The 23,359-nt window shown below is 63.7% G+C and carries 16 protein-coding genes and 2 pseudogenes; 5 read left to right on the forward strand and 13 right to left on the reverse strand.

From position 1 onward, the window contains the following. Positions 1–10: 10 nt before the first annotated feature. Positions 11–931, reverse strand: a complete 921-nt coding sequence (locus tag BBI10_RS13425) for a LysR family transcriptional regulator (RefSeq protein ID WP_065988988.1) — start codon at positions 929–931, stop codon at positions 11–13. Positions 932–1,061: 130 nt separating this feature from the next. Here BBI10_RS13425 and BBI10_RS13430 point away from each other — a divergent pair, with 130 nt between their 5' ends. Beyond that, positions 1,062–1,451, forward strand: a complete 390-nt coding sequence (locus BBI10_RS13430; protein ID WP_065988989.1) for a RidA family protein — start codon at positions 1,062–1,064, stop codon at positions 1,449–1,451. Positions 1,452–1,573: 122 nt separating this feature from the next. Continuing rightward, the gene (locus tag BBI10_RS13435) at positions 1,574–2,269 is read left to right on the forward strand and encodes a tRNA (adenine(22)-N(1))-methyltransferase (protein WP_065988990.1); all 696 of its coding nucleotides are present in this window, start codon (positions 1,574–1,576) and stop codon (positions 2,267–2,269) included. Positions 2,270–2,336: 67 nt separating this feature from the next. On the opposite strand, the gene BBI10_RS13440 is transcribed toward BBI10_RS13435, so the two are convergent. Both BBI10_RS13440 and BBI10_RS13445 read right to left on the reverse strand, forming a co-directional pair. After that, positions 2,337–3,758, reverse strand: coding sequence for a sugar porter family MFS transporter (locus BBI10_RS13440; RefSeq protein WP_065988991.1), 1,422 nt, complete (start codon positions 3,756–3,758; stop codon positions 2,337–2,339). 109 nt (positions 3,759–3,867) lie between these two features. Then, positions 3,868–6,561: an ATP-binding protein gene (locus tag BBI10_RS13445; RefSeq protein WP_083233107.1), complete on the reverse strand. Its 2,694-nt coding sequence runs from the start codon at positions 6,559–6,561 to the stop codon at positions 3,868–3,870. A 293-nt stretch (positions 6,562–6,854) separates the two neighbouring features. Between BBI10_RS13445 and BBI10_RS13450 the strand changes: the two genes are divergently transcribed. Continuing rightward, complete coding sequence (locus BBI10_RS13450; protein ID WP_244160360.1) at positions 6,855–9,758, forward strand: chemotaxis protein CheB; 2,904 nt, start codon at positions 6,855–6,857, stop codon at positions 9,756–9,758. A 14-nt stretch (positions 9,759–9,772) separates the two neighbouring features. Continuing rightward, the gene (locus BBI10_RS13455) at positions 9,773–12,028 is read left to right on the forward strand and encodes a putative bifunctional diguanylate cyclase/phosphodiesterase (protein ID WP_065988995.1); all 2,256 of its coding nucleotides are present in this window, start codon (positions 9,773–9,775) and stop codon (positions 12,026–12,028) included. Here BBI10_RS13455 and BBI10_RS13460 read toward each other — a convergent pair. After that, positions 11,981–12,823 (reverse strand): phosphatase PAP2 family protein, encoded by an 843-nt coding sequence (locus BBI10_RS13460; RefSeq protein ID WP_065988996.1) that lies wholly within the window; start codon positions 12,821–12,823, stop codon positions 11,981–11,983. The genes BBI10_RS13455 and BBI10_RS13460 overlap by 48 nt on opposite strands. A 349-nt stretch (positions 12,824–13,172) precedes the next feature. On the opposite strand from BBI10_RS13460, the gene BBI10_RS13465 reads away from it, so the two are divergent. Next, complete coding sequence (locus tag BBI10_RS13465; protein ID WP_141695178.1) at positions 13,173–13,868, forward strand: histidine phosphatase family protein; 696 nt, start codon at positions 13,173–13,175, stop codon at positions 13,866–13,868. 13 nt (positions 13,869–13,881) lie between these two features. Here the strand turns inward: BBI10_RS13465 and BBI10_RS13470 are convergent, their stop codons facing one another. The 9 genes and pseudogenes from BBI10_RS13470 to arnB all read right to left on the reverse strand — a co-directional run bounded on the left by BBI10_RS13470 (position 13,882) and on the right by arnB (position 23,324). After that, entirely contained in the window at positions 13,882–14,175 is a 294-nt protein-coding gene (locus BBI10_RS13470) for a winged helix-turn-helix domain-containing protein (protein WP_065988998.1), read from the reverse strand. A gap of 280 nt (positions 14,176–14,455) precedes the next feature. Continuing rightward, entirely contained in the window at positions 14,456–15,850 is a 1,395-nt protein-coding gene (locus tag BBI10_RS13475) for a UDP-glucose dehydrogenase family protein (RefSeq protein WP_065989000.1), read from the reverse strand. Next, a pseudogene (gene arnF, locus BBI10_RS13480) lies at positions 15,828–16,233 on the reverse strand (4-amino-4-deoxy-L-arabinose-phosphoundecaprenol flippase subunit ArnF). Before arnF ends, BBI10_RS13475 begins: the two are co-directional and overlap by 23 nt. Positions 16,234–16,286: 53 nt before the next feature. Next, positions 16,287–16,631 (reverse strand): EamA family transporter, encoded by a 345-nt coding sequence (locus BBI10_RS13485; protein ID WP_065989001.1) that lies wholly within the window; start codon positions 16,629–16,631, stop codon positions 16,287–16,289. Next, positions 16,628–18,280: a lipid IV(A) 4-amino-4-deoxy-L-arabinosyltransferase gene (gene arnT / locus BBI10_RS13490; protein WP_065989002.1), complete on the reverse strand. Its 1,653-nt coding sequence runs from the start codon at positions 18,278–18,280 to the stop codon at positions 16,628–16,630. The genes BBI10_RS13485 and arnT overlap by 4 nt, the downstream gene beginning before the upstream one ends. Then, on the reverse strand, positions 18,277–19,158 hold the full coding sequence (arnD, locus tag BBI10_RS13495; RefSeq protein WP_065989003.1) for a 4-deoxy-4-formamido-L-arabinose-phosphoundecaprenol deformylase: 882 nt from the start codon (positions 19,156–19,158) through the stop codon (positions 18,277–18,279). Before arnD ends, arnT begins: the two co-directional genes overlap by 4 nt. After that, positions 19,158–21,169 (reverse strand): annotated as a pseudogene (gene arnA / locus BBI10_RS13500) (bifunctional UDP-4-amino-4-deoxy-L-arabinose formyltransferase/UDP-glucuronic acid oxidase ArnA). Before arnA ends, arnD begins: the two are co-directional and overlap by 1 nt. Continuing rightward, entirely contained in the window at positions 21,166–22,179 is a 1,014-nt protein-coding gene (gene arnC, locus BBI10_RS13505) for an undecaprenyl-phosphate 4-deoxy-4-formamido-L-arabinose transferase (RefSeq protein ID WP_065989004.1), read from the reverse strand. The pseudogene arnA and the gene arnC overlap by 4 nt, the downstream one beginning before the upstream one ends. Beyond that, a complete protein-coding gene (gene arnB, locus BBI10_RS13510; RefSeq protein WP_065989005.1) occupies positions 22,176–23,324 on the reverse strand; it encodes a UDP-4-amino-4-deoxy-L-arabinose aminotransferase in 1,149 nt (382 codons plus the stop codon). Before arnB ends, arnC begins: the two co-directional genes overlap by 4 nt. Positions 23,325–23,359 lie beyond the last annotated feature (35 nt).

Genomic DNA, 23,359 nt, shown 5'->3' on the forward strand with positions numbered 1-23,359 from the left:
TCATCCTTGTTTAATCGTGAGATCGGCTGTTGTACCCGTCGCCCATCAACTCCACAACCCAGTCGATGAACACCCGCAGCTTGATGCTGATGTGCCGGTTGGGCGGGAAGGCCACGTACATCGGCATCGACTCCAGCTGCCAGTCTTTGAACAGCGACACTAATTCACCACTGCGCACTGACGGCTCGGCCATGTACTCCGGCAGCCAGAGGGCACCCATGCCGGCAAGGCCTGCCGCGAGGTACGCATTGCCATCGTCGACAGTGAGCAGGTAGCGGCTTTGCACCTGAACCCTTTCGCCGTCCCGTTGCAGCACCATCGGGAACAGCTGCCCGGTGCGCGCCCAGCGATAACCGACGATGCGGTGTTGCGGGTCTTCGAGCTCACGGGGGTGATCCGGGGTGCCCGCGCCCTGCAGATACGCCGGCGACGCGTAGACGCCCAGCTTCAGGTCGGTGATGTGCCGGGCCATCAGCGATTGGTCGGTCAGCTCGCCGCCGCGGACCACGCAGTCGACGTTCTCGCCGATTAGGTCGATCATCCGGTCGCTCACCCCGAGGTCGATCTGGATGTCGGGGTAGCGTGCGTTGAAGTCCGGCAGCGCCGGGATCAGCACCATGCGCGCGAATGGGCTGGGCACATCAACACGCAGTCGTCCTCGGGGCAAGGCGGAGGCAGCGGACAGACCGGTTTCCGCATCGTCCAGATCCGCCAGCACGCGCAGCGCCCGTTCGTAGAACACCGCGCCGTCGGCCGTGACGTTGACCTTGCGCGTGGTGCGGTTGAGCAGCTTGACCCGCAACCGCGCTTCGAGCTGCTGCACCAGTTGCGTCACCGTGGTCTTGCTCATGTGCAACGTCCCGGCGGCCTTGGTGAAGCTGCCGGTTTCCACGACTCGAACGAACGCCTGCATCGCGTCGAAACGGTCCATCGCGCCACCTGATTGTTTGGGGAATGCAAACAGTCTTGATCAGCGCTGCTGGTTTATCCAGGGAATCCGCCGCCCTACAGTCTGCCCACCGAAACCACGGAGCCTCCCGCTCCGCTGAAGGAGAAAGCCCATGACTGTTCGTGACGTTGTATTCCCCCCTGGCCGCCATGCGCTGTACGAGCGCAATCGCTACTCGCCGGCAATCAAATCCGCCGGCTTGCTGTTTGTCTCGGGGCAGGTCGGCAGCCGCGAAGATGGCTCGCCCGAACCCGATCTGCGCGCCCAGGTCCGCCTGGCCTTCACTCACCTCAATGCCATTCTCAACGCCGCCGGCTGCACCTTCGATGACGTGATTGACGTCACCGTGTTCATGGTCGATCCGCAGTCGACCTTCGAAACCGCCTGGGAAGTGGTGCCGGAGTTCTGGGGCGAGGCGCCGCATCCGACCATTACAGCCGTGGGCGTGACCTGGCTGTATGGCTTCGATTTCGAGATCAAGGTGATCGCCAAGCTGCCTTAGTACCCGACGCTCAATCCGCCGGCCATGCCTCACCGCAGTTGAAATCCTCGCCACCGCCCGACAGACTCACGCCCCGTTTCGGCAGGTCGTGCCGGGCGGTAGCGAGAGAAGGGGCGGCAACGTTGAACGAACACACATTGTCCAGGCGCCTGGAGCGCGTGGCGGCGCTGGTGCCTGCCGACGCGCGACTGGCCGACATCGGCTCCGATCACGCCTACCTGCCGGTGGCGTTGATGCGCCGTGGGCTCATTGCGATGGCAGTGGCGGGGGAGGTGGCGACGACGCCGTTCAGCGCCGCGCAACGGACGGTGCGCGAGAACGGTTTCGAGGCGCACATTCGCGTGCGTCTGGCTGACGGCCTTGCAGCGATTGAAGCGGACGACGGCATCACTGCGATCAGCCTCTGCGGCATGGGGGGCGAGACGATTCGAGACATTTTTGAGGCCGGCAAAGCGCGGCTCAACGGAAGGGAGCGGCTGATTCTGCAGCCCAACGGCGGCGAGCCTGAGCTGCGCCAGTGGCTGATGGACAACGGTTATCGCATCGTCCACGAGGACGTGCTGCGGGAGAACCGCTTCGACTACGAAATCATCGTCGCCGAACCCAGCGGACCGGTGGTCTACAGCCCTGAAGCCCTATACTTCGGCCCGCTGTTGATGACGGAACGCAGTCCGTCGTTCCTCGATAAATGGCAGCGGCGGCTGCGTAACAAGCAACGCAGCCTGGCCGGCTTGCAGCGGGCGCGGCAGGGAGTCTCGGAACACACGCTGCACGACATCGCACAGCAAGTGCGCTGGATCACCGAATTGCTCGGCTGACCCTGCGCAGTCCCAGCCCCTTGGTTTCAAAGACCCGGACCCAAGGCCCGGGATCTGAAACCTCGCCTCAAAGCTCCTTCTTCATGTGCTTCTCGATCTGCTCCAGGGACTTGCCCTTGGTTTCCGGCAGGCACAGGAAGACGAAGATCAGCGAGCCGATGTTGATCGCCGCAAACACGAAGAAGGTCGGGTTGCCGATCGTGTCCACCGCGATCGGGAAGAGGAACGCGACCGTGGCGTTGAACAGCCACTGCATCGACACTGCCGTGCCGGTCAACAGCCCGCGCACCTGCATCGGGAACAGCTCGGACATCAGCAGCCAGTAGACCGGCGAGATGCACATCTGCATGAACAGCAGGAACACCAGAATGCACGCCAGCGCGGCATAGCTCTGGGTCAGGTTCTGCGGCATGAACATCAGCACGCAACCCAGTGCCGCCTGCATCATGATCACGATGACCAGACCGGTCATCAGCAAGTGCCGACGCCCGTACCGGCCGATGGCCCAGATCCCCAGCAGCGTGGCGATGACCGACACGATGCCGTTGCCGATGGTCGCGGTCAGTGCAGCGTTGGTGCCCATGCCGGTGTGTTTGAGGATGATCGGCGTGTAATACATGAACGCGTTGACGCCGGTGAACTGCGCGGTAAAGCCCAGCCCGACACCGATCAGCAACAGCTTCAACACCCACGGCTGACGCAGCAGATCGCGAGCGGCGACGCGCTTGTGGGCTTCTTTTTCCTGGGCTTTCATTTCCTCGACTTCGCGCTTGGCGGCGTCTTTGGTGTCACGCAGTTGTTCGAGCACGTCTTGCGCTTCATCGAAGCGGCCTTTGGAGGCCAGCCAGCGCGGCGACGGCGGCACGAAGAACGTACCGATCAGCAGCAACACGCCCGGGACCATCGCGATGGCCAGCATGTAGCGCCAGATACCGGGGGTGTGCAGCAACGCCGCGAGCACGGCGCTGAGCACGTAGGCCAGCAACTGGCCGCTGACGATCATCAGCTCGTTGCGGCTGACCAGTCGGGCGCGACGAGAAGGCCCTGCGATCTCGGCGATGAACACCGGCACCGTCGCCGAGCCCCCGCCAACCGCGATACCCAGCAGAAAACGCGCGGCGACCATGAACGGCACCGAGGGCGCCGTGGCCGTGCCGAGTGCACCGACGATGAACAACAGCGACAGCATGCGCAGGGTCACGCGTCGGCCAAAACGGTCGGAGAGGTAGCCGCTGGCCAGTGAGCCGAAGGCGGCGCCGACGATCAGCGACGCGGTAATCAGCCCTTCGCTGACCGGGTTCAGGCCAAGACCGCCCTGATCGAGGGGCAAGGTCATGAAAGGCAGTGCGCCCGCGATGATGCCCGTGTCGTAACCGAAAGCGAGTGCGCCCATGGTGGCGACAAGGACCGAGATGAAAATCAGGCGACGCGGCGACGTGCGCTGCTCGTCTGGTTGGCCTATGGCGGCGGATGGGGTGCTGGAAGACATGGAAACCTAAACCTCTCGTGGAACGGGCGTTATGCCGGTTCGCTGACGTCGTGGTTAGGGGCATGCCGGCCCTGTGAGTTCCATGGGTCGGTGTAAAAAAGCTGACTGATCAGTCATCCACCCCGCGGCCGTCGCGCTCCGCAGAGGGCGAGGGGGGTGACGCCGCGAGTATGTCGCTGACCTTCCGCGTGAAGCTGTCCATGCCGAAGGGCTTGAGCAGCACGGCCATTCCGGCTTCGAGCTGGTCACCGCCCACCGCCGAATTTTCCGCGTAGCCGGTGACAAACAGCACATTCAGCGAAGGCAGCAGCGCACGGGCGGCATCGGCGACCTGCCGGCCATTCATGCCGCCGGGCAGCCCGACATCGGTCACCAGCAGATCGATCGAGGTCATCGACCGCAGCATCTGCAGGCCCGACGGTCCGTCCATGGCTTCGGTGACGGCATAACCGCGCTCGCGCAGGGCGTCGCACATCAGCATCCGCACGTGGGGTTCGTCGTCAATCACCAGAACGGATTCGCCACTGCTGCGGTTCTGGGGTGCGCTGCGGGCTGGGGCCAAATGGCTGTCTCCCAGGTAACGCGGCAAATACAGCGAAACCGTCGTGCCTGCGCCGTGGGTGGAACGCGCCTGAATCGTCCCGCCGGACTGGTGCACGAAGCCGTGAATCATTGACAGCCCCAGGCCCGTGCCCTGGCCGATGGGTTTGGTGGTGAAGAACGGGTCGAAAATCCGATCGAGAATCTCCGGGGCGATACCTATGCCGGTGTCGCTGACACTGATTTCCACGAAGTCGCCTTCGGGCAGCTGCGCGGCCACTCCCGCGGCGCTGTCTGAGGAGACGTTGCGGGTCTGCACCGTGAGTTCGCCGCCTTCCGGCATGGCGTCGCGGGCGTTGAGGGTGAGGTTGACCAGCGCGCTTTCCAGCTGCGGCGCGTCGATCTTGCTCAGCCACAGGTCACCGCTGGCGATCGTCCGCGTGCCGATGGAGGGGCCGAGGGTCGAAGAGATCAGCTGACCCATCCCCGCCACCAGGCGGTTGACGTCGGTCGGCTTGGGGTCGAGTGTCTGGCGACGGGAAAACGCCAGCAGCCGCTGGGTGAGCTGGGCGGCGCGATTGGCCGAGTCATGGGCCGCGCTGACGTAGCGGTCCAGGCCGTCCACCCGGCCGTTGGCGATGCGCCGCTCGATCATTTCCAGGCTGCCGAGAATCCCGGCGAGCAAGTTGTTGAAGTCGTGGGCGATGCCGCCGGTGAGTTGTCCCACGGCTTCCATCTTCTGCGCCTGGCGCAGGGCCGAGTGGGCTTCAGACAACTCCCGGGTACGGGCCAGCACCCGCTGTTCGAGGGTTTCGTTGGCGCTGTGCACCTGCTGGAACAGCGTCGCGTTATCGATGGCGATGGCGGCCTGAGCGGCGAGCGCCGACATCAGTGCTTCGTGACGCGCGCTGAACTGCGCCGGCTCCGAGTGCCCGTAGAACAGTCCGCCGAGCACCTCCCCCGAGCGCGACACCACCGAGACTGCCAGGTAGCTTCGCACCGGCGCATGGCCGGCCGGCAAGCCGAAATGCGGCGTGATGCCGCCATAGCGTGGGTCCGGCAAAATATCGTCGGAGCGCATCACGCCCTCGGTGAGGAACGCCGGCGCGAACACCGGGCTCGCCCGCGGGCCTGGCAACCGGGCCAATTCCGTGGGCGGCGCGCCAGACAGCGTAAAGAGATCGAAGTGATCGCCTGCAACGTTGTGAAAGTAGCCGCCGATGTGTGCGCCGGTCATCTCTCGTCCGGCATCGGTCACGGTCTGTACCAGTCGTTTGAGGTCCAGGTCGAGGGCCAGCTCGGCGTTCACCCGATTCAGTGTCTCCAGCGTGCGGGTCTCCTCGCGCAGTGCCGCTTCACTGGCCTCCAGCGCCGCCCGGGAGATATGCGCCTCGGTGACGTCGTGGCCTTCGCAGAAAATACCCGTCACCTGGCCGGCATCATCGAGCAGCGGCTCATAGATAAAATCCAGGTAGCGCACTTCGCACGGGGCGTCCGGGTGACTGAGCTGGATCGGGGTGTGTTGCTGAACCAGGCGCTCGCCGGTGCGGTAGACCCCGTCCAGCCACTCATAAAAGCCCTGGCCTGCGAGCTCCGGGAATGCCTCGTAGATGGTTTTGCCGACGTAATCGCGCTCGCCGAACAGCCGGGTGTAGGACTGGTTGACGAATTCGAAGCGGTGCTCGGGGCCATGGAGCACCGTGATGAAGCCGGGCGCCTGCTCGAACATCTTGCGTTGACGGACGAGTTGGTCCGTACGGCGACGCTCGGCGAGAATCCGGTCAGTGACCTCGTGGCCCTGATTGAGGATGCCCGCGATGCGCCCGTTTTCCCCGCGGATCGGCGTGAAACTGTAGTTCCACCACGTCTCCACCAGGCTCCCGCCACGCTCCATCATCAACCGCTGGTCGAACGCCGAAAATCCCTCGGCATCCCGGACGGCGGCTTCGAGCTGCGGCCCGACGACGTCCCAGATAATCGGCCAGACCTCCCGCGCCGGGTGGCCCAGTACCGCCGGGTGACGATCCGCCGGGATCGGTGCCCAGGCGTCGTTGTACAGCAGGCAGAAGTCTTCGCCCCAGTAGATCGCGGTCGGGAAGCTGGAGTGCAGGCAGATGCTGATGGCCGAGCGCAGAGACTGCGGCCACGCTGCCGGATCCCCCAGTGACGTCGACGCCCAGTCGAAATCCCGGATCAACTGCCCCATCTCACCCCCGCCCAGCAGGAAATCCAGCGGGCCAATTTGTACGTTGTCCGACTTCATGGGCGACATCTCGACACAGTGGTTCAGAGAAAGGGATGGACTGGGGGCGCGGGAAGAGATTTCCGCTTCTGGATGAACGGCATTGACGCGCGACGCTGTGACCCGGCATACGTAGAGTATGGCACAGCGCTATCAGGGACAGGCCGGGCGTTAGTGTGACATTAATGCAGGCGCCTGTCTGGCGTGTTGACCCGTCGGGGAGACTCATCGGCGAGGCCTGGCGGCCTATCCGCCATTGCCCGGCCGGCCGGCAGCGGGCATCATCCGCGTCCATTTGCCACATGAGGGATCCCGTGTCCGACATCGCGCAGCACCACCGCCCCCAGGGCCGACTGCTCGTCGGCCTTGGCGCGTCCGCGGGCGGTCTGGAAGTGCTGCAGCGCTTCCTGAGCCTGATGCCGAGCGATTCGGGCATGAGCTTTCTGGTGATCCAGCACCTTGCACCGACCACGCCCAGCCTGCTCACCGAAATCCTCGCCCGTTCGACCGGCATGAGGGTCGTCGAGGCCACCCATGGCGCGCCGCTCGACGCCGACACCGTGTATGTGATCCCGCCGCACTTTGGCTTGAGCGTGACGGCCGACACGCTGGTCCTGACCCGCTACGAGGGCGAGCGCGGTCACCCTCTGCCCATCGACGCCTGCTTCGCCTCAATGGCCGAGCACCATGGGACGAGGGCGGTCGGCGTGATTCTGTCCGGTACCGGTGCGGACGGCACCGCCGGCTGCCGGGCGATCCTCGATCACGGCGGCAGAACCCTGGTGCAGTGGCCGGAGGAGGCGACCTACAGCGGCATGCCCGACAGCGCGATCCAGGCGGGCAACGCCAGTCATGTGATGAGCGTGGAGCAAATGCCCGGCGTACTGACCGGCAGCACGGACCCGGACGGCCCGGCACCGTCGACGACGCAGGGCGACGCCATCGAGCAGATTCTGCTGCACCTGCGCACCATGACCGGCCATGACTTCACCCAGTACAAGAAGAGCACCATCGCGCGGCGCATCGAGCGACGGCTGCAGATCATGAACCTCGCTAGTCAGGACGACTACCTGCGGCTGCTGCAGGGCTCGGCGGAGGAATGCAAGTTGCTGTTCAGCGAGTTGCTGATCAACGTCACCCAGTTCTTTCGTGACCCGGCCGCGTTCACGGTCATGCAGCGGCAGATCCTCCAGCCGATGATCGACGCCAAGGCTGGCGATGAGCCGCTGCGGGTGTGGATTGCCGGTTGCGCCACGGGTGAAGAGGCCTACTCGGTGGCCATCGTTCTGCACGAGCTCCTGCATCCGCAGGGTCAGGCTGCCGGCGTGGCGCCGGGCATTCAGGTGTTCGCCACCGACCTGGACGCCGATGCCATCAGCACCGCCCGCGCCGGGTTCTACCCGCTTTCCGTCGCCCGTGACGTCGGCGCCGAGCGCCTGGAGCGCTATTTCAGTCGCGTCGAAGGCGGTTACCGGGTGAAGAAGGAAATCCGCGAGATGATCGTGTTCGCGGTGCAGAACGTGATCAAGGATCCGCCCTTCACCCGTATCGATCTGCTGTGCTGCCGCAACCTGATGATCTACCTGGGGCATGCGCTGCAGAACCGCCTGATCCCGACCTTTCATTACGCGCTCAAGCCTGACGGCGTGCTGTTTCTCTCGCCTTCCGAGAGCATCGGCGGGCATGCCACACTGTTCACGCCGTTGCAGCGCAAATGGAAGTTCTACCGGGCCGTGAAGACCCGAACCCCTAAATCCATGCCGATGGACAGCACGCTGTCGTGGCTGCCCAGCCCCATCAGCCGACCCCCGGACCGCCCCGCGACCATGACCAAGGAAACCAACATTGCCGAACTGACCCGTCGGGCGCTGCTGCAGGACTTTGGCCCTGCCTCGGTGGTCACTGATCTGACCGGCAACATTCTGTATGTCCACGGCGACACCGGCCGCTACCTGCGCCCTGCGCCGGGGCAACCCAGCCTCAACGTCGTCGAAATGGCCCGCGAAGGCCTGCAGCTGGACCTGCGCAGTGCGGTGCAGCGTGCCGCCCTCAGCGCCGAGCCGACTGCCACCCGGCCGCTGCCGGTCAGCGGTGACGGCGCGACGCGCTGGGTCAGCCTCAGCGTGCGCCGGATGGGCAACACGGCTCAGGGCGAGCAGTTGCTCCTGATCACGTTCCAGGAACCGGCCAGCGGCGCGGACATTCCGCCCGACGCGGTACCGGATACCGCCGCACATCTGGCGCCCGATCGGGTCAGGCTGCTGGAGCACGACCTGGCGTACACGCGGGAGAACCTGCAGGCGACCATTGATGAGTTGCAGCACCTGAACGAGGAGCTGGGCGCGGCCAACGAAGAGATGCAATCGACCAACGAAGAATTGCAGTCGTCCAACGAGGAGCTGGAAACCTCCCGTGAAGAGCTGCAATCGGTCAACGAGGAGCTGGTCACGGTCAATGCCGAGCTGCAAACGAAGATCGAACAGCTCGGCGACATGCAAAATGACATGAAGAACCTCCTCGACAGCATCAATATCGGGACTATATTTCTTGACACAAAGCTGATCATTCGCCGCTTCACGCGCGACGCCGTGAAGATCTACCGCCTGATCCCCAAGGATGTGGGGCGGCCACTGGCCGATATCTCTTCGTACATTCACTCCATGGACCTGCTGGTCCCCGCACAGGAGGTGCTCGACATGTTGATCCCGCAAGAGATCGAACTGTGCACTGTGTCGGGCAACTGGTTCCTGGCGCGGCTGGCACCGTACCGCACGCTGGACAACGTCATTCACGGCGTGGTCATGACCTTTCACGACATCAACAGCCGCATCGCCAACCAGAAGGCCGTGCAGGCGGCGCGCGAGTTGGCCGAAGCCATCGTCGACACGGTCATCGAGCCGCTGCTGGTGCTGGACGAAGACCTGTGCGTCGTGTCCGCCAGTCGGTCCTACTACCGCACCTTTCCGACGACCGAGCCGCTGACCACCGGTCGCACACTCTTTGAACTCAACAACCGCCTGTGGGACATCCCGGCGCTGCGGCAAAAGCTCGGCACCCTGCTGGAGAACGACACCAGTTTCGACGGCTTCGTCGTGGAACATGAACTGACCGATGCAGGCCCGCGGGCGATCACCCTGAACGCCCGTCGGGTGGTGGGAGACGCGACGCGGCCGCACCTGATTCTTCTGGCGATGCAGCCTGACACTTCACACGCCTGAGGTGCGGGACGACCATGAAAACCCCGCCTTTCGAGCCCCATATCGTTCATCCGGCGAACCCTCCCGACATCCCGGACCCGGACGACAACGCCCGGCTGCTGCATGACCTGCAATTGCACCAGGCCGAGTTGCAGATGCAGAACGAGGAACTGCGCGTTGCCCAGTCCGCACTGGAGGCCTCCCGCGACCTCTACCTGGATTTGTACGAAAACGCGCCGGTGGGTTACCTCACGCTGACGCGCCAAGGGGTCATTGAAGCCGTCAACCGCACCGGCGAGACGCTGCTGACCTACCCGCGCCACCGCCTGTTGCAACGGCGCTTTGCCGGCCGCGTCGTCAGCCGGGACCGCGACCACTGGCAGCAGGTATTCGCCCGAGTCTGTCGCACCGGGCAAGCGGAGGAGTGCGATCTCAGCCTGGAGCGCACCGACGGCACGCACTGGCAGGCCCGGCTGAACTGCGTGCGCCACGGCGGCGAGACGAGCGGCATCCGTGTGACCCTGACCGACCTCACCGCGCGCCGGCAGATCGAACATCGCCTCAACCTCGCTGCCAGCGTATTCACCCACGCGCGGGAGGGCATCATGATCACTGACCCGACCGGCGCGATCATCGAGGTCAACGACGCGTTCACCACCATCACCGGCTACGAACGCGATGAGTCGACGGGCAAGAACCCGCGCTTTCTTGCCTCTGGCATGACCCCGCGTGCCGAGTACGTCAGCCTCTGGCGCAGCCTGCTGACCGAGCATTACTGGCAGGGCGACTTGTGGAACCGCCGGCGCGACGGCTCGGCCTATGCCGCGCGACAGACCATTACCGCCATCGTCGACGCCCACGGCGTCACCCAGCATTACGTCTCGCTGTTCACCGACGTCACCGAACTGCACAGCTACCAGCGGCAGCTGGAATACGTGGCCCACTACGACCCGCTGACCCACTTGCCCAACCGCGTTCTGCTCGCCTCGCGCATGCAACAGGCGATGGCCGATGCCTTGGGCAACGGCACCCGGCTGGCATTGGGTTACCTGGACCTGGACGGCTTCAAGGCGATCAATGACCTGCACGGCCATGACGTGGGGGACCGGGTACTGTCCAGCGTGTCCCGGCGCATGCAGAACGTCCTGAACGAGGCCTGCACGCTGGCGCGTCTGGGGGGAGACGAATTTGTGGCGCTGATCGTCGATCTTGACCAGCTCTGCGACAGCGCGCCGATCCTTGAACGTCTGCTCACGGCCGCCAGCGAGGTGGTGCAGGTGGGCGCGCTGAACCTGACGCTGTCGGCGAGCATCGGCGTCAGTTACTACCCGCAGGATAACGAGATCAGCGCCGATCAACTGCTGCGCCAGGCCGATCAGGCGATGTACCAGGCGAAACTCGAGGGCAAGAACCGTTTCCACGTGTTCGATGCGCAGCATGACCAGGAGATGCGTGGGCACAACGCGCGTCTGGACCGTATCGATCAGGCCATTCGCGAGGGGGAACTGCGCCTGTATTTTCAGCCCAAGGTCAACCTGCGCACGGGCGCGGTCGTCGGTGCGGAAGCCCTGCTGCGCTGGGAGCATCCGGAGCGCGGATTGCTGTTGCCGGGCAGTTTTCTGCCGCTGATCGAAAGCAGCTCACTGGCGGAGGTGGTGGGTGAGTGGGTGCTCGAAAGTGCCTTGAGCCAGATCGAGCGCTGGCAACGGGAAGGGCTGCATCTGGCGGTGAGCATCAATGTCGGCGCACGGCAACTTCAGCACCCTGATTTTGTGGCGAACCTGACCGAGCGACTCGCAGCACACCCTGATGTCGGGCCGGAAATGCTGATGATCGAGATCCTCGAAACCAGCGCGCTGGAAGACGTCGAAGGCGTCTCGCGCACGTTGCGTGCGTGCGAGCAACTGGGCGTGCGCTTTGCCTTGGACGATTTCGGCACAGGGTATTCGTCCCTCAGCTACTTGAAGCGCTTGCCGGTGGCGCAACTGAAGATCGATCAGACGTTCATTCACGGCATGCTCGACGCCCCCGGCGATATCTCGATCCTGCAGGCGATACTGGGGCTGGCCAGCGCGTTCGGTCGCGAAGTCATCGCCGAGGGCGTCAACAGCCCCGCCCAGGCGTCACGCCTGTTGCAGCTCGGTTGTGAGATCGGCCAGGGTTTCGGCATCGCCGAGCCAATGCCGGCGACGTTGATTCGCGGCTGGATCGACGCCTGGATGGCTGACCCGCTCATGCCACATTTACAGATCGGTGACTCCGTTGGGCCCGGACACCGACCGCTTCCGTAGCGCGGGACTGGCCTCCTCGACGGGCCCAGGGGCAAGCTGTCGCCAGCCGTAGAAGGCGAGGGCAGTGAGCAGCGCACCGATCCACACGATCACCCCGGCCCAGAACGTGTGCGACATGAAATGCCAGCCTTGCAGGACGCGCGTGGTGCCGTAGATCGCCCCCAGAATCATTGAGGCATACAGGATCGCGCGGGCGTGGCGCCATTGATACCGGCGCGCGACGAAGTACAGCGCGACCATGGTGAAGCCGCCGGAGGCATGCCCACCCGGCCAGCAGCGACCGGCGCCGGCTTCATGGAACAGGCTGAAATTCTCGAACCACTCCTTCTTCTCCATCGTCCCGCCGTACAGCGTCGTTTCGACCGGGCAGTAGATGCTGGTGTGGCTTTTGAAGAAGTGGATCATGCCGGTGGTCACGGCGAACGAGACAACGATGAACAGGAAGTCCCGCCGGTGGCGGGCGGTGAAGCGCAGCAGCGGGGCGATGCGCAACCTCTCCAGCGACCTGATAAGCCGGTCGTGTCGCCCCGGTTTCAACAGCGGCCAGAGGAATGACAGGAGCGAGCCGATGATCGCGGCTTCCCCCGTGAGGTCGGGAATGATCCGCGGCCAGCGGTGGGTCAGGTTTTCAAACAGGCGATTGTGGCCAAACGGGAATTCGTGATTCGGGCCATACAGCCAGTTGCTGATGACCTCGTCCAGCGAAGTCAGGTCGAAGACCACGAATATCGCCAGGGCAATGGCGATCGGTAAACCCAGGTTCCAGGCATAAAATCGTGATCGTTGGTTTCGCACGCTGAGTGTCCCGATAAGTGGGGTTCATAACTTCGCCGGGAAATAAGTCGGCGCTGACGGAAGTTACGGGTGACCGAGTCAGCTCGCGGTGAAGACGATGTGAAAACGGCGTTGATATATACGGCGTGCTGAGGGTTTTAATCACAAGATGACGCTGTGGGTATGAAACGTCGTACCCCATGATCGTTTAGTCGCGCGTCTTGTTCTCCTGTTGAAAGTGGTCACGCTTGATCATCACTGTATTTTTCACGAGCCCTTAACCAAATAACCATGCATCCCTGTTTACGCTCCTTGCCATTCAATGACGCAGATTTCCATCTGCCATGGACTGAACAGTCGGAGCAACACGATGCGCGAACACGTCAATGTACCGCCCGCACTGGTAGCGGGTAAGTTATTCAACAGCGCCAGTAAATTCCGTGTACTGCTGACCGCCTCGGGTATCGTCGTGTCGCTGCTGCTGTTAACGGGGTATACCTGTTGGTCCCGTTCGCCGATTGACCTCGTCAGGGGGCAAAACATGAGCAGGGCGGGTCTTTACGAGAGCTGGAAGAAAGGCCAAGTGGTGGTGCTGGTGCGCCACGGGGAGCGCTGCGATCGGTCGGATAATGAGTGCCTGGGTCCAAAGGACGGCATCACCCGCAACGGCAGCCAAGTGTCTGCCCAGGTGGGACGTTCGCTCAGTCAGCTGGGGTTAGCGCGGACCGATATCCTCGCCAGCCCGTCCACACGCACGGCGCAGACCGCCCAATCCCTGTTTGGCCATCCGGTGGCATCCCAGGACTGGTTGGTTGATTGCGAGAACATGAACCTCGGCCGGGTCATGGCGCACAAGGCGATCAACCGGAATCTGGTCCTGGTGACCCACAGCGAATGCATCGGTCAGCTGGAAAGTCAGCAGGGTTATCCCAGTGCCGAAACCAGCGAATACGACGGGGCGGTATTTATCTCGCTGGACAAGCGCAACAGGCCAGTGATCAGGGGCGTCATCAATCCACAAGACTGGAAGCAACTGGAGAGGGAGGGGGTGACTGAAACAACATAAGGTATTGAGTGGCTTACTTGCACAGTTGATAGCCGACGCCATACACCGTATGAACCAGAGGATAAGCAAAACCGTCATCGACAACTTTTCTGATTTGATGGACGCGGGTGCCGAGGCCGGTGCTCTTGTCAGTACCTTGTTCGCCCCAGAGCATTTTGGCGATCTCTTCCTTGCTGACAATAGCGGGACTTCTTAGCATCAGCAGCGCCAGGATTCCGATGTTGGTCGGGTTGAGTTTCAAGTGTTTGTCGGCGCGGAAGGCCCTGTATTTTCCGGTGTCCAGCACCAGATCTTCAACAACCAGCATCGTAATGATTCCACCCTCGCGACAGTGACGGGATAGTAGGGCCGCGATTGTCAAAAATTGGTTTGAGGGGTGTGAAGAACTCGTGGGGCTGACGCCGGGCCCTTATTGTGGGACCGGCTGCAGCCGGGAAGGCGTCAGGCGTCACACCGCGAAATTGATGTCGTACACATTGGCCTCTTCCCGGCTGAAGCCGGTCCTACTAAAAAGCATCGACTGCATCCAGCGGGGCCGGCGCCGATCCCAATTGTGGGACCGGCTTTAGCCGGGAAGGGGTCGGCTGCTACACCATCGAACCACCCGCCACACTTTTGTACGGCATCCACTGCTTTTGCGGGATCGGCAGCTCGCAGGATTCCCCGCGCCCGATCGGGAAGTAGTGAAACCCGCTCTGGGCCAGGCGTTCGGTGTCGTACAGGTTGCGGCCGTCGAAGATCACCGGCGCGGCAAGCCGCTGCTGGATCAACTCGAAATCCGGGGCCTTGAACTGCTGCCACTCGGTGCAAACGATCAACGCATCGGCATCGTTCAGCGTGGATTCCGGCGTGCCCATCAAAATCAGATCCCTGCGGTGGCCGTAAATCCGTTGCGTCTCCTGCATGGCCTCGGGGTCGAACGCGCGGACGGTGGCGCCGGCGTCCCACAACGCTTCCATCAGCACCCGGCTCGGCGCGTCGCGCATGTCGTCGGTGTTTGGCTTGAACGCCAAGCCCCATAGCGCGAACGTCTTGCCGCGCAGATCCCCTTCGTAAAAGGCGTTCACCCGCTCGAACAGCTTGTTCTTCTGCCGCTCGTTGATGGCCTCGACCACCGCTAACAGGTCGTTGGAGCAATGGGCTTCCCGGGCGCTGTGGATCAGCGCGCGAATGTCCTTGCCGAAGCACGAGCCGCCGTAACCGCAGCCGGGGTAGATGAAGTCGTAGCCGATCCGCGAATCTGCGCCGATGCCCAGCCGCACTGACTCAACGTCGGCGCCCAGGTGCTCGGCCAGTTCGGCGATCTGGTTGATGAAGCTGATCTTGGTCGCCAGCATGCAATTGGCCGCGTACTTGGTCAGCTCGGCGCTGCGCAGGTCCATGAACATGATCCGGTCATGGTTGCGGTTGAACGGCGCGTACAGCTCGCGCATGACTTTGCGCACGGCATCGCTGTCGCAGCCGATGACGATGCGGTCCGGGCGCCGGCAGTCGTTGACCGCCGAACCCTCTTTGAGAAACTCCGGATTGGAGACGATATCGAACTGCAGCAAGCGACCGGCCTGGCGCAGCGCCTTGTCGATATGACCGCGCAACGCGTCGCCACTGCCCACCGGCACCGTTGACTTCTCGACGATGATCAGCGGCTCCGACCGGTACGTCGCGATGGCGTCTCCGACGGCGAAAAAACCCGTCAGGTCTGCCGAGCCGTCATCGCGGGACGGCGTGCCGACGGCGATAAACAGCACCTCGGCGTGCTCGACCGCGCGTTGCGCGTCGGTGGTGAACTGCAGGCGTTTGTTCTCCAGGTTCTCGCGCACCAGGCCGGCCAGCCCCGGTTCGAAAATATGCACCTGACCCTGCCGCAACTGCTCGACCTTGGCCTGGTCGATGTCCATGCAGACCACGTCGTGGCCCACTTCAGCAAGCACGGTGGCTTGCACCAGCCCGACATACCCGCTACCGAAAACGCTGATTCTCATGAAGAAAAGCCCTGTGGAGGAGTGCTGGAAATGCGCCGAAGGTTGATGGTCAGCACGCCCATCACGATCAGGATGACGCCCAAAGTTTTCGATACCGTGAACGTCTCATGGAAAAATGGCAGCGCCGCGGCGAGGGCATACACCAGCCCGTAGCTGACGCTGAGCAGGGAATAGGCGCGACTCAGCGGAAGGTCGCGCAGCGCCAGCAGCCAGGCGAGCATCGACAGCCCATAGGCAATGATCGCGGCGCCGATCACCAGCACGGCGAAAGGGCTCAGTTGTGTCAGCCCGCGCAAACCCGGCCAGGCATCAGGGGAGGGCAGACGGCTCATGCCCCAGCGCATGCCCAGCTGCGCCGAACTCACCAGCGCCACGCTGCCCATCGCCCACGCGGTCGCCCCGCGCTGCCTGCCCGATTGGCAAAGACTTGACCGGCTCATGCCTGACGCCCCAGCAGCACGACGCCCGCCAGAATCAACGCGACGCCCAACCAGTGCACGGCGTCGATGGATTCCTTGAAAACGAACCGGCTGGCGAGGGTGATCAGCACCACATTCAGCCCCAGCATCGGGTAAGCGATGCCGACTTCCAGGCGTTGCAACACCAGCAGCCAGCCGACGAGGCCCAGTCCCAGACAGCCCACGGCCAGCCACAACCAGAACGAGCGCGCGGCCGCGAGCACGCCGGGGAACGTGCCGCCCCAGCGCTCCACCGCGCACTTCTGCGCGACCTGGCCCAGGCAGGTCAGCCCGCAGGTGCCCAACAACAGCAGCCAGGTCATGGCGCTGACTTCCCGTAAATGAGGATGATCAGATTGCCTTCGTCATAGCGCTCGGCGTCCTTGGGCAGCAACTCAAGCTCGCGCAGCTCCTCGTCACTTCTGCCACGCATGACCACCCCGACCTGACCCTCGCGGCGGGCTTGGGTCATCCACTCATCAATCCCCTTAAGGGGGACTTCGCGCCCTGTGACGTCGGGATAGCCCAGCCCGTAATCCAGTTCGTTCCAGGTGTTGAAAAACGACACGTCGGTTCTGTTAAGCCGCCACGCCAGTGCTGATGCAGCGCCCAGGTCGTTGCTCAATAAGTGCGTGCTCGCTGCCAGTTGCGCTTGATGGGCAAGCACAAACTGGTCAGGCGTCTTGTTATGCACCACGTCATAGGGAAGGGCCGCGGGCAACAACGCCACCAGCAGCCAGCTGCCCAGCGCCGGTGCGGCCCAATACTTCATCGGGCGCAGGCCTTGCAGCGCATTGCTCGCGCACCAGCCGATCAACACGATGATCGCCAGCAGCAGGTTCAGCGGTTCGTGGACGTACACCGGCTGTTGGAGTTGCAGCCAGAGCAGCACGCCCAACCCGATCAAGCCGGCGGCCCCATTCAGCCAGCCGTTGACGCGCAACGCGGTGAGTTGACCTTGCTTGAGGCGTTCGATCAGCCCATCCGCCATCAACAGCGCCACCGGCAGCAGGCACGGCAGAATGTACGTCGGCAGCTTGCCGTTGCTGACGCTGAGAAACGCCAGCGGCACCAGCAGCCACAGCAGCAGAAAGCCGATGTCGGGTCGACGCCTGCGCTGCCAGGCCTGGCGGAACGTGACCGGCAGCAACGCAGCCCACGGCAGGCACGACACCACCAGCAGTGGCAGGTAAAACCACCAGGGTTCGGCGTGCTGGGCATCGGCTCCGGCAAAGCGTCGCACATGCTCATGCCAGAAGAAGAATCGCCAGAAGTCCGGTTCCTCAACATGCACCGAGAGCACCCACGGCAGGCTCACGACGATGGCGATCAACACCGCCAGCGGCCCATAGCGAAGCAGCTCGCCGAGGCGCCGCTGCCAGAGCATGTAGGGCAGGGTGATCATCACCGGCAGCGCCCAGGCCAGAAAACCTTTGGTCATGAAGCCGATGCCGCAGGCCAGACCGATCAACGTCCAGGCGCCGAGTCGCGCACGCCCGCTGCGGTGAACGGCGCACCAGAACCCGACCAGCGTCAGGTTGGACCACAGGGTGAACTGAGGATCGAGGTTGGCATAACCAGCTTGCCCGGCAATAAAGGCGAAACTCATGAACAGCAGCGCACTGGCGAAACTCTTGCGCGGGTCGTTCCACATCCGCGCGGCGAGCCAGTAAGCAAGCACCACGCTCAGGCCACTGCTCAGCGCTGACACGATGCGCACGCCAAACAGGTTTTCTCCAAAGATGGCCTGGCCGACGGCAATCAGCCAATAGCCCGCAGCGGGTTTCTCGAAATACCGCAGGCCCATGAAATGCGGCGCGGCCCAGTGACCGCTGTGCAGCATTTCCTGGCTGATCTGGGCGTAGCGGGTCTCATCGGGAATCCACAAGCCGTGGGACCCCAGCGGCAGCAGATAGAACGCGGCGAAGGCCAGCACCAGCAGGGCGATGTTGCGATGTTCGGCTTTGATCATCGCTGCACCCCCAGCCAGCCTTCGCGACCGCGCAACGCCCCGCGGACCAATTGGCCCGCGGGCAAGTGATCCAGTCTGTCCGGCAACAGCGCGCCAAGGGGCTGAAAGTCGACGCCATGGTTTTTCGCCTCGCTCAACAGCGCGCGAAAAGCCGGGGCCATGACGATGCCTTCGACCTCGGCGTGGACGGTGTAGACGTTCAGCTTCCAGGCCGCAAACCGCCCGAGGATGTCGTCGTTGAAGGCCTGGGCATCGAGCTGTGGCGAAATCAATTCGTCGTAAGTCGGCAGGTCCACCGGAATCTGCGGTGTGCCCGGCGCGCCATCGGCCAGAAGCGGACGGAATATCGAGGTGCCCCGACAGTCGCTGTTGTAGCGAAAACCGAATGCCTCTTTCGCCTGCACCACCCGCTCATTGGCACGCCAGCCGGCGGCGGCGGAGCAGGTCACCGGGTGGCCGAGAATATCGCTGAGAACGTCAACGCCGCGCTGTATCTGATCGGCCAGCTCGGCCTCGCTCCAGCGCCCGGCATTGGCCTGCCAGCCGTGGTGATCCCAGGCGTGCAAGCCCACTTCATGACCGGCCTCCTGAGCGCGGCGCATCAGCGGCCCGAGATCGCGACCGATGGGTTTGCCGGGCCACGCGGTGCCCGCCAGCAGAATGTCCCAGCCGTACAGACTGGCCGCCCGGGAGCGCAGCATTTTCCAGAGGAACTGTGGCCGCGCGAGACGCCACAGATGGCGCCCCATGTTGTCCGGGCCGACGCTGAAGAAAAACGTCGCCTTGACCTGCGCTTCGTCGAGCAGGTCCAGCAGTCGCGGCACGCCGTCGCGGGTGCCGCGCCAGGTGTCGACGTCGATGCGCAGACCGGCCTTCATCAGCTGCGTGCGCCGGTGCTGACAGTCGGTTCGGCCTTCTCGGCCATGGCTTCCCGGAGGAAGAAGTCCAGGGTCTTGCCGATGGTTTCGCTCAGCTCGATGGTCGGTGTCCAGGCGATCAGCCGCTGGGCGTTGTCGATGCTCGGCTTGCGGTGGCTGACGTCCTGATAGCCCTTGCCGTAGAACGACTGGCTCTCGACCTCACGGAAACCGGCAAACGGCGGGAAGTTGTCGCGCAGCGGATGGGCCTCGAACTGACGCAGCAACTCGGCGCCCAGCTGACGAATGCTGGCTTCGTTGTCGGGGTTGCCGATGTTGATGATCTGGCCGTTGCAGAGCCCGCCCTTGTTTTCGATGATCCGCGCCAGGGCTTCGATGCCGTCGACCACGTCGGTGAAGCAGCGCTTTTGCGCGCCGCCGTCCACCAGCCGGATCGGCGTGCCCTCGACCAGGTGCAGAATCAGCTGGGTAATGGCCCGTGAGCTGCCGATGCGCGCGGAGTCCAGGCGATCCAGCCGTGGCCCCATCCAGTTGAACGGGCGAAACAGGGTGAACTGCAAACCTTTCTGCCCGTAGGCCCAGATCACCCTGTCGAGCAACTGCTTGGACACCGAGTAGATCCAGCGCTGCTTGTTGATCGGGCCGACCACCAGATTCGAGGTGTCCTCGTCAAAGCTGGCGTCCTGGCACATGCCATACACCTCCGAGGTCGACGGGAAGATCACGCGCTTGTTGTACTTGACGCAGTAGCGGACGATTTTCAGGTTCTCTTCGAAGTCCAGCTCGAACACCCGCAGCGGGTTGCGCGTGTATTCGATGGGCGTGGCGATGGCCACCAGCGGCAGCACCACGTCGCACTTCTTGATGTGGTACTCGATCCACTCGGAGTGGATGCTGATGTCGCCTTCGATGAAGTGGAAATTCGGCCTGGTCCGCAGGCGTTCGATGGCGTCCGAGCCGATGTCCATGCCATAGATTTCATAGCGGTCGTCTTGCAGCAAACGTTCGGACAAGTGATTGCCGATGAAGCCGTTGACCCCCAGGATCAGCACGCGGGTGCGTCGGACCGGGCGGCGCGGGTCCATGCCCTGCAAGCGCGAGCCCTCCACCAGACCGAACTCACGGGCCAGTTGCGCGCCGCTCAGGTACAGGCCGTTGTCGCCACGCTGGCCGGCGCTGATCACCAGCGAGCCTTCGCCGCAGGCAATGCGCAACGGCTCGCAACCGAGCACCGTGCCGGGGGCTTCGCCGGTATAGCCGGTCTCTGCGCGGGCGACCCAGACAATCAGTTTGTGCTCACCCACCGGGCAGAACGCGCCGGGTAGGGCTGAGTCACCGCGCGGACCAGATTGCCCAGCCGGGTGGCCGGCAGGGACCAGTCGATCAGACCGTCGGCAGCGCTGCGCCGGCCGTAACAGGTGGCGGCGGATTCATCCTGGGGTGTGCCCGGCAACCGGCCCTGGGCGAGCAATGGCAGGGTGTCCGAGAGCAGGTCTGCGGCGGTTTCACGTAACTTGCCGTGCAGGGTCAGGGCCGTTTCAGTCGGACTGATCGAGATCCGCTGCTGGGCGACGATAGGGCCTGCGTCGGCGCGTTTGACCATCTGGTGCAAGGTCACGCCGGTTTCGCTTTCGCCGTTCACCAGCACCCAGTTGGCCGGCGCCCGGCCACGGTATTTGGGCAGCAGTGAGCCGTGCAGGTTGAACGCGCCTTCTTTCGCGCAGGCCAGTAACGGTTCGCCGAGCAGCTGGCGGTAGTAGAAGGAGAAGATGAAATCGGGTTCGAGCCGGGCGATGCGCTCAACCCACAGCGGGTGATTGGGGTCTTCCGGCGCGTACACGGCGATCCCGTGCAGCGCGCACAGCTGCGCCACCGAGCCGAAGAAGGTGGTTTCCTTGGGGTCATCGGCGTGGGTGAACACCGCTGCGATGTCATACCCGGCGGCGAGCAGGGCCTGCAGGCCAACGCAGCCAATATCGTGGTAAGCAAAAACAACCGCTTTCTTGTTCATGGTGCGACCTTGTGGGCATCAGCAGAGGGGGAGGAGTTGACCGGGTAGGCGCTGGAAACAGCGGTGCGGCGCACGACCTTTTCAATGAAGAAACGCGGCCGTGCGCGCACGTCGCTGTACATGCGCCCGAGGTATTCACCGAGCAGGCCCATGCCGATGAACTGCCCGCCGGTGAACACGAACAGCACCGCAAACAGGACAAAGGTGCCGTGCCCGGCCCAGGGCGCGCCGAAGATCAGCCGCAGGACCACCAGCGCCAGGGCGAACAGCACGCCCAGCAGCGCCATGCCAAAACCCACGATGCTCAGCAGCCGCAGGGGCGTGGTGGTCATGCAGGTGATGAGGTCGAACATCAAGTTGATCAGGCGCATGGGGCTGTATTTGGAATCGCCGTGCTCGCGCTCGGCATGCTCGACCAGAATTTCTGTGGTGTGCCGGGCGAAGCTGTTGGCCAGAATCGGGATGAAGGTGCTGCGCTCCCGGCAGGCGAGCATGGCGTCGACGATGCTGCGCCGGTACGCGCGGAGCATGCAGCCGTAGTCGTTCATCGCCACGCCAGTGGAGCGCTGCACGGCCAGATTGATCAGCTTCGACGGCCAGCGCCGCCAGGCGGAATCCTGCCGATGGTTGCGCACCGTGCCGACCACGTCGTAACCCTGTTCGGCGAGGCGCACCAGGCGCGGAATCTCTTCCGGCGGGTTCTGCAGGTCAGCGTCCAGGGTGATGACCACGTCGCCCTTGCACTGCTCGAAGCCGGCCATGATCGCCGCGTGCTGGCCGTAATTGCGGTTGAGAATGACCGCCACGACGGGGCTGCCTGGTCGCTCGGCGGCCTGTTGAAGCAGCTCGGCCGAGGCGTCGCGGCTGCCGTCGTCCACCAGCACGATTTCAAAAGCGTGACCTATCAGGGCGCAGGCGGCCTCGGTGCGGCGCAGTAATTCGGGCAGGCTTCGTTCCTCGTTGTAGACCGGGATGACGATGGACACATAGCGGACGGGATAGGCTTTCAAGGGCGCGCTTCCACGATGGATTCAATGGCCCCGACCACCCGCTCGACATCGTCGCGGGTCATGTCCGGGAACAGCGGGATCGAACACAGCCGCGACGAATTCCACTCGGTGTTCGGCAGGTGCACGTTCGGGAAACGCTGTCGGTAATAGCGGTGCAGGTGCGTGGCGATGAAGTGAATGCCGGTGCCGATGCGCTGCTCTTGCAGGGCTTTCATGAACCCGTCGCGGTCCAGGCCGCAGCGCTCGGGGTCGATGCGCAGGATGAACAGGTGCCAGGCGTGCTGTTGCGGGTACACGGGTTGCGCCAGTGGCATGACCGGGCTGCTTGCCAGGCGGTCCAGGTAGTGGCTGGCCAGCCGGCGGCGTTGCTCGTTGATGTGATCCAGCCGGTGCAATTGCACGAGGGCGATGCTGGCGTTGATGTCCGCCAGGTTGTATTTGAAGCCCGGCTCGATGACTTCAGCCTGGGGTTTGCGGCCCAGGGTCAGGCGGTCGTAGGCATCGACGCCGAGGCCGTGGAATTTCAGCTGGCGCACGCGATCGGCCAGCACGGCATCGTCGGTGACGACCATCGCGCCCTCTGCGCAGGTCATGTTTTTGATGGCATGGAAGGAAAAGATCGCCGTGCCGCGGCTGCCTACCGGCTGGGCCTTGTAGCCTGTGCCCGCCGCGTGGGCGGCGTCTTCGATGACCGCGATGCCGTGGCGGTCCGCCAGGGCGTAAATCGGGTCGAGGTCGCAGGCGGCGCCGGCGTAATGCACCGGCACAATGGCTTTGGTGCGCGGGGTGATGGCTTGTTCGATCAAATCGGCGTCGGTCATCAGCGTGTCCCGGTCAACGTCGACAAACACCGGGGTGGCGCCCAGCAGGCAGATCATGTTGGCGGTCGAGACCCAGGTCTGCGAAGGCGTGATCACTTCATCGCCGGGGCCGACGCCCAGGGCGAGCAAGGCGATGTGCATGGCGCCTGTTGCGGAGGAAACAGCGATGGCATGCAGGGCACCGACCCGTTCGGCGAACTGCGCTTCGAGCTGCTGGCATTCGGGGCCCGTGGTGATCCAGCCGGAGCGCAGCACGCGGGTTACGGCCGCCACTTCTTCATCGCCGATACTGGGCCGGGAAAAAGGAAGAAAAGCCTCATTCATAATGAGAACGTCCCACTGAAGTTCAAGTTTTGAAC

The sequence above is a fragment of the Pseudomonas graminis genome (assembly GCF_001705435.1).
Classification (GTDB): Bacteria; Pseudomonadota; Gammaproteobacteria; order Pseudomonadales; family Pseudomonadaceae; genus Aquipseudomonas; species Aquipseudomonas graminis_B.

Coding starts and splice junctions, on each gene's coding strand:
- BBI10_RS13430 (WP_065988989.1), top strand. CDS start 1,062: ATGACTGTTCGTGACGTTGTATTCCCCCCTGGCCGCCATGCGCTGTAC.
- arnD (WP_065989003.1), bottom strand. CDS start 19,158: ATGAAGGCCGGTCTGCGCATCGACGTCGACACCTGGCGCGGCACCCGC.
- BBI10_RS13485 (WP_065989001.1), bottom strand. CDS start 16,631: ATGACCTGGCTGCTGTTGTTGGGCACCTGCGGGCTGACCTGCCTGGGC.
- arnT (WP_065989002.1), bottom strand. CDS start 18,280: ATGATCAAAGCCGAACATCGCAACATCGCCCTGCTGGTGCTGGCCTTC.
- BBI10_RS13465 (WP_141695178.1), top strand. CDS start 13,173: ATGCGCGAACACGTCAATGTACCGCCCGCACTGGTAGCGGGTAAGTTA.
- BBI10_RS13470 (WP_065988998.1), bottom strand. CDS start 14,175: ATGCTGGTTGTTGAAGATCTGGTGCTGGACACCGGAAAATACAGGGCC.
- BBI10_RS13475 (WP_065989000.1), bottom strand. CDS start 15,850: ATGAGAATCAGCGTTTTCGGTAGCGGGTATGTCGGGCTGGTGCAAGCC.
- BBI10_RS13445 (WP_083233107.1), bottom strand. CDS start 6,561: ATGAAGTCGGACAACGTACAAATTGGCCCGCTGGATTTCCTGCTGGGC.
- BBI10_RS13440 (WP_065988991.1), bottom strand. CDS start 3,758: ATGTCTTCCAGCACCCCATCCGCCGCCATAGGCCAACCAGACGAGCAG.
- BBI10_RS13425 (WP_065988988.1), bottom strand. CDS start 931: ATGGACCGTTTCGACGCGATGCAGGCGTTCGTTCGAGTCGTGGAAACC.
- arnB (WP_065989005.1), bottom strand. CDS start 23,324: ATGAATGAGGCTTTTCTTCCTTTTTCCCGGCCCAGTATCGGCGATGAA.
- BBI10_RS13455 (WP_065988995.1), top strand. CDS start 9,773: ATGAAAACCCCGCCTTTCGAGCCCCATATCGTTCATCCGGCGAACCCT.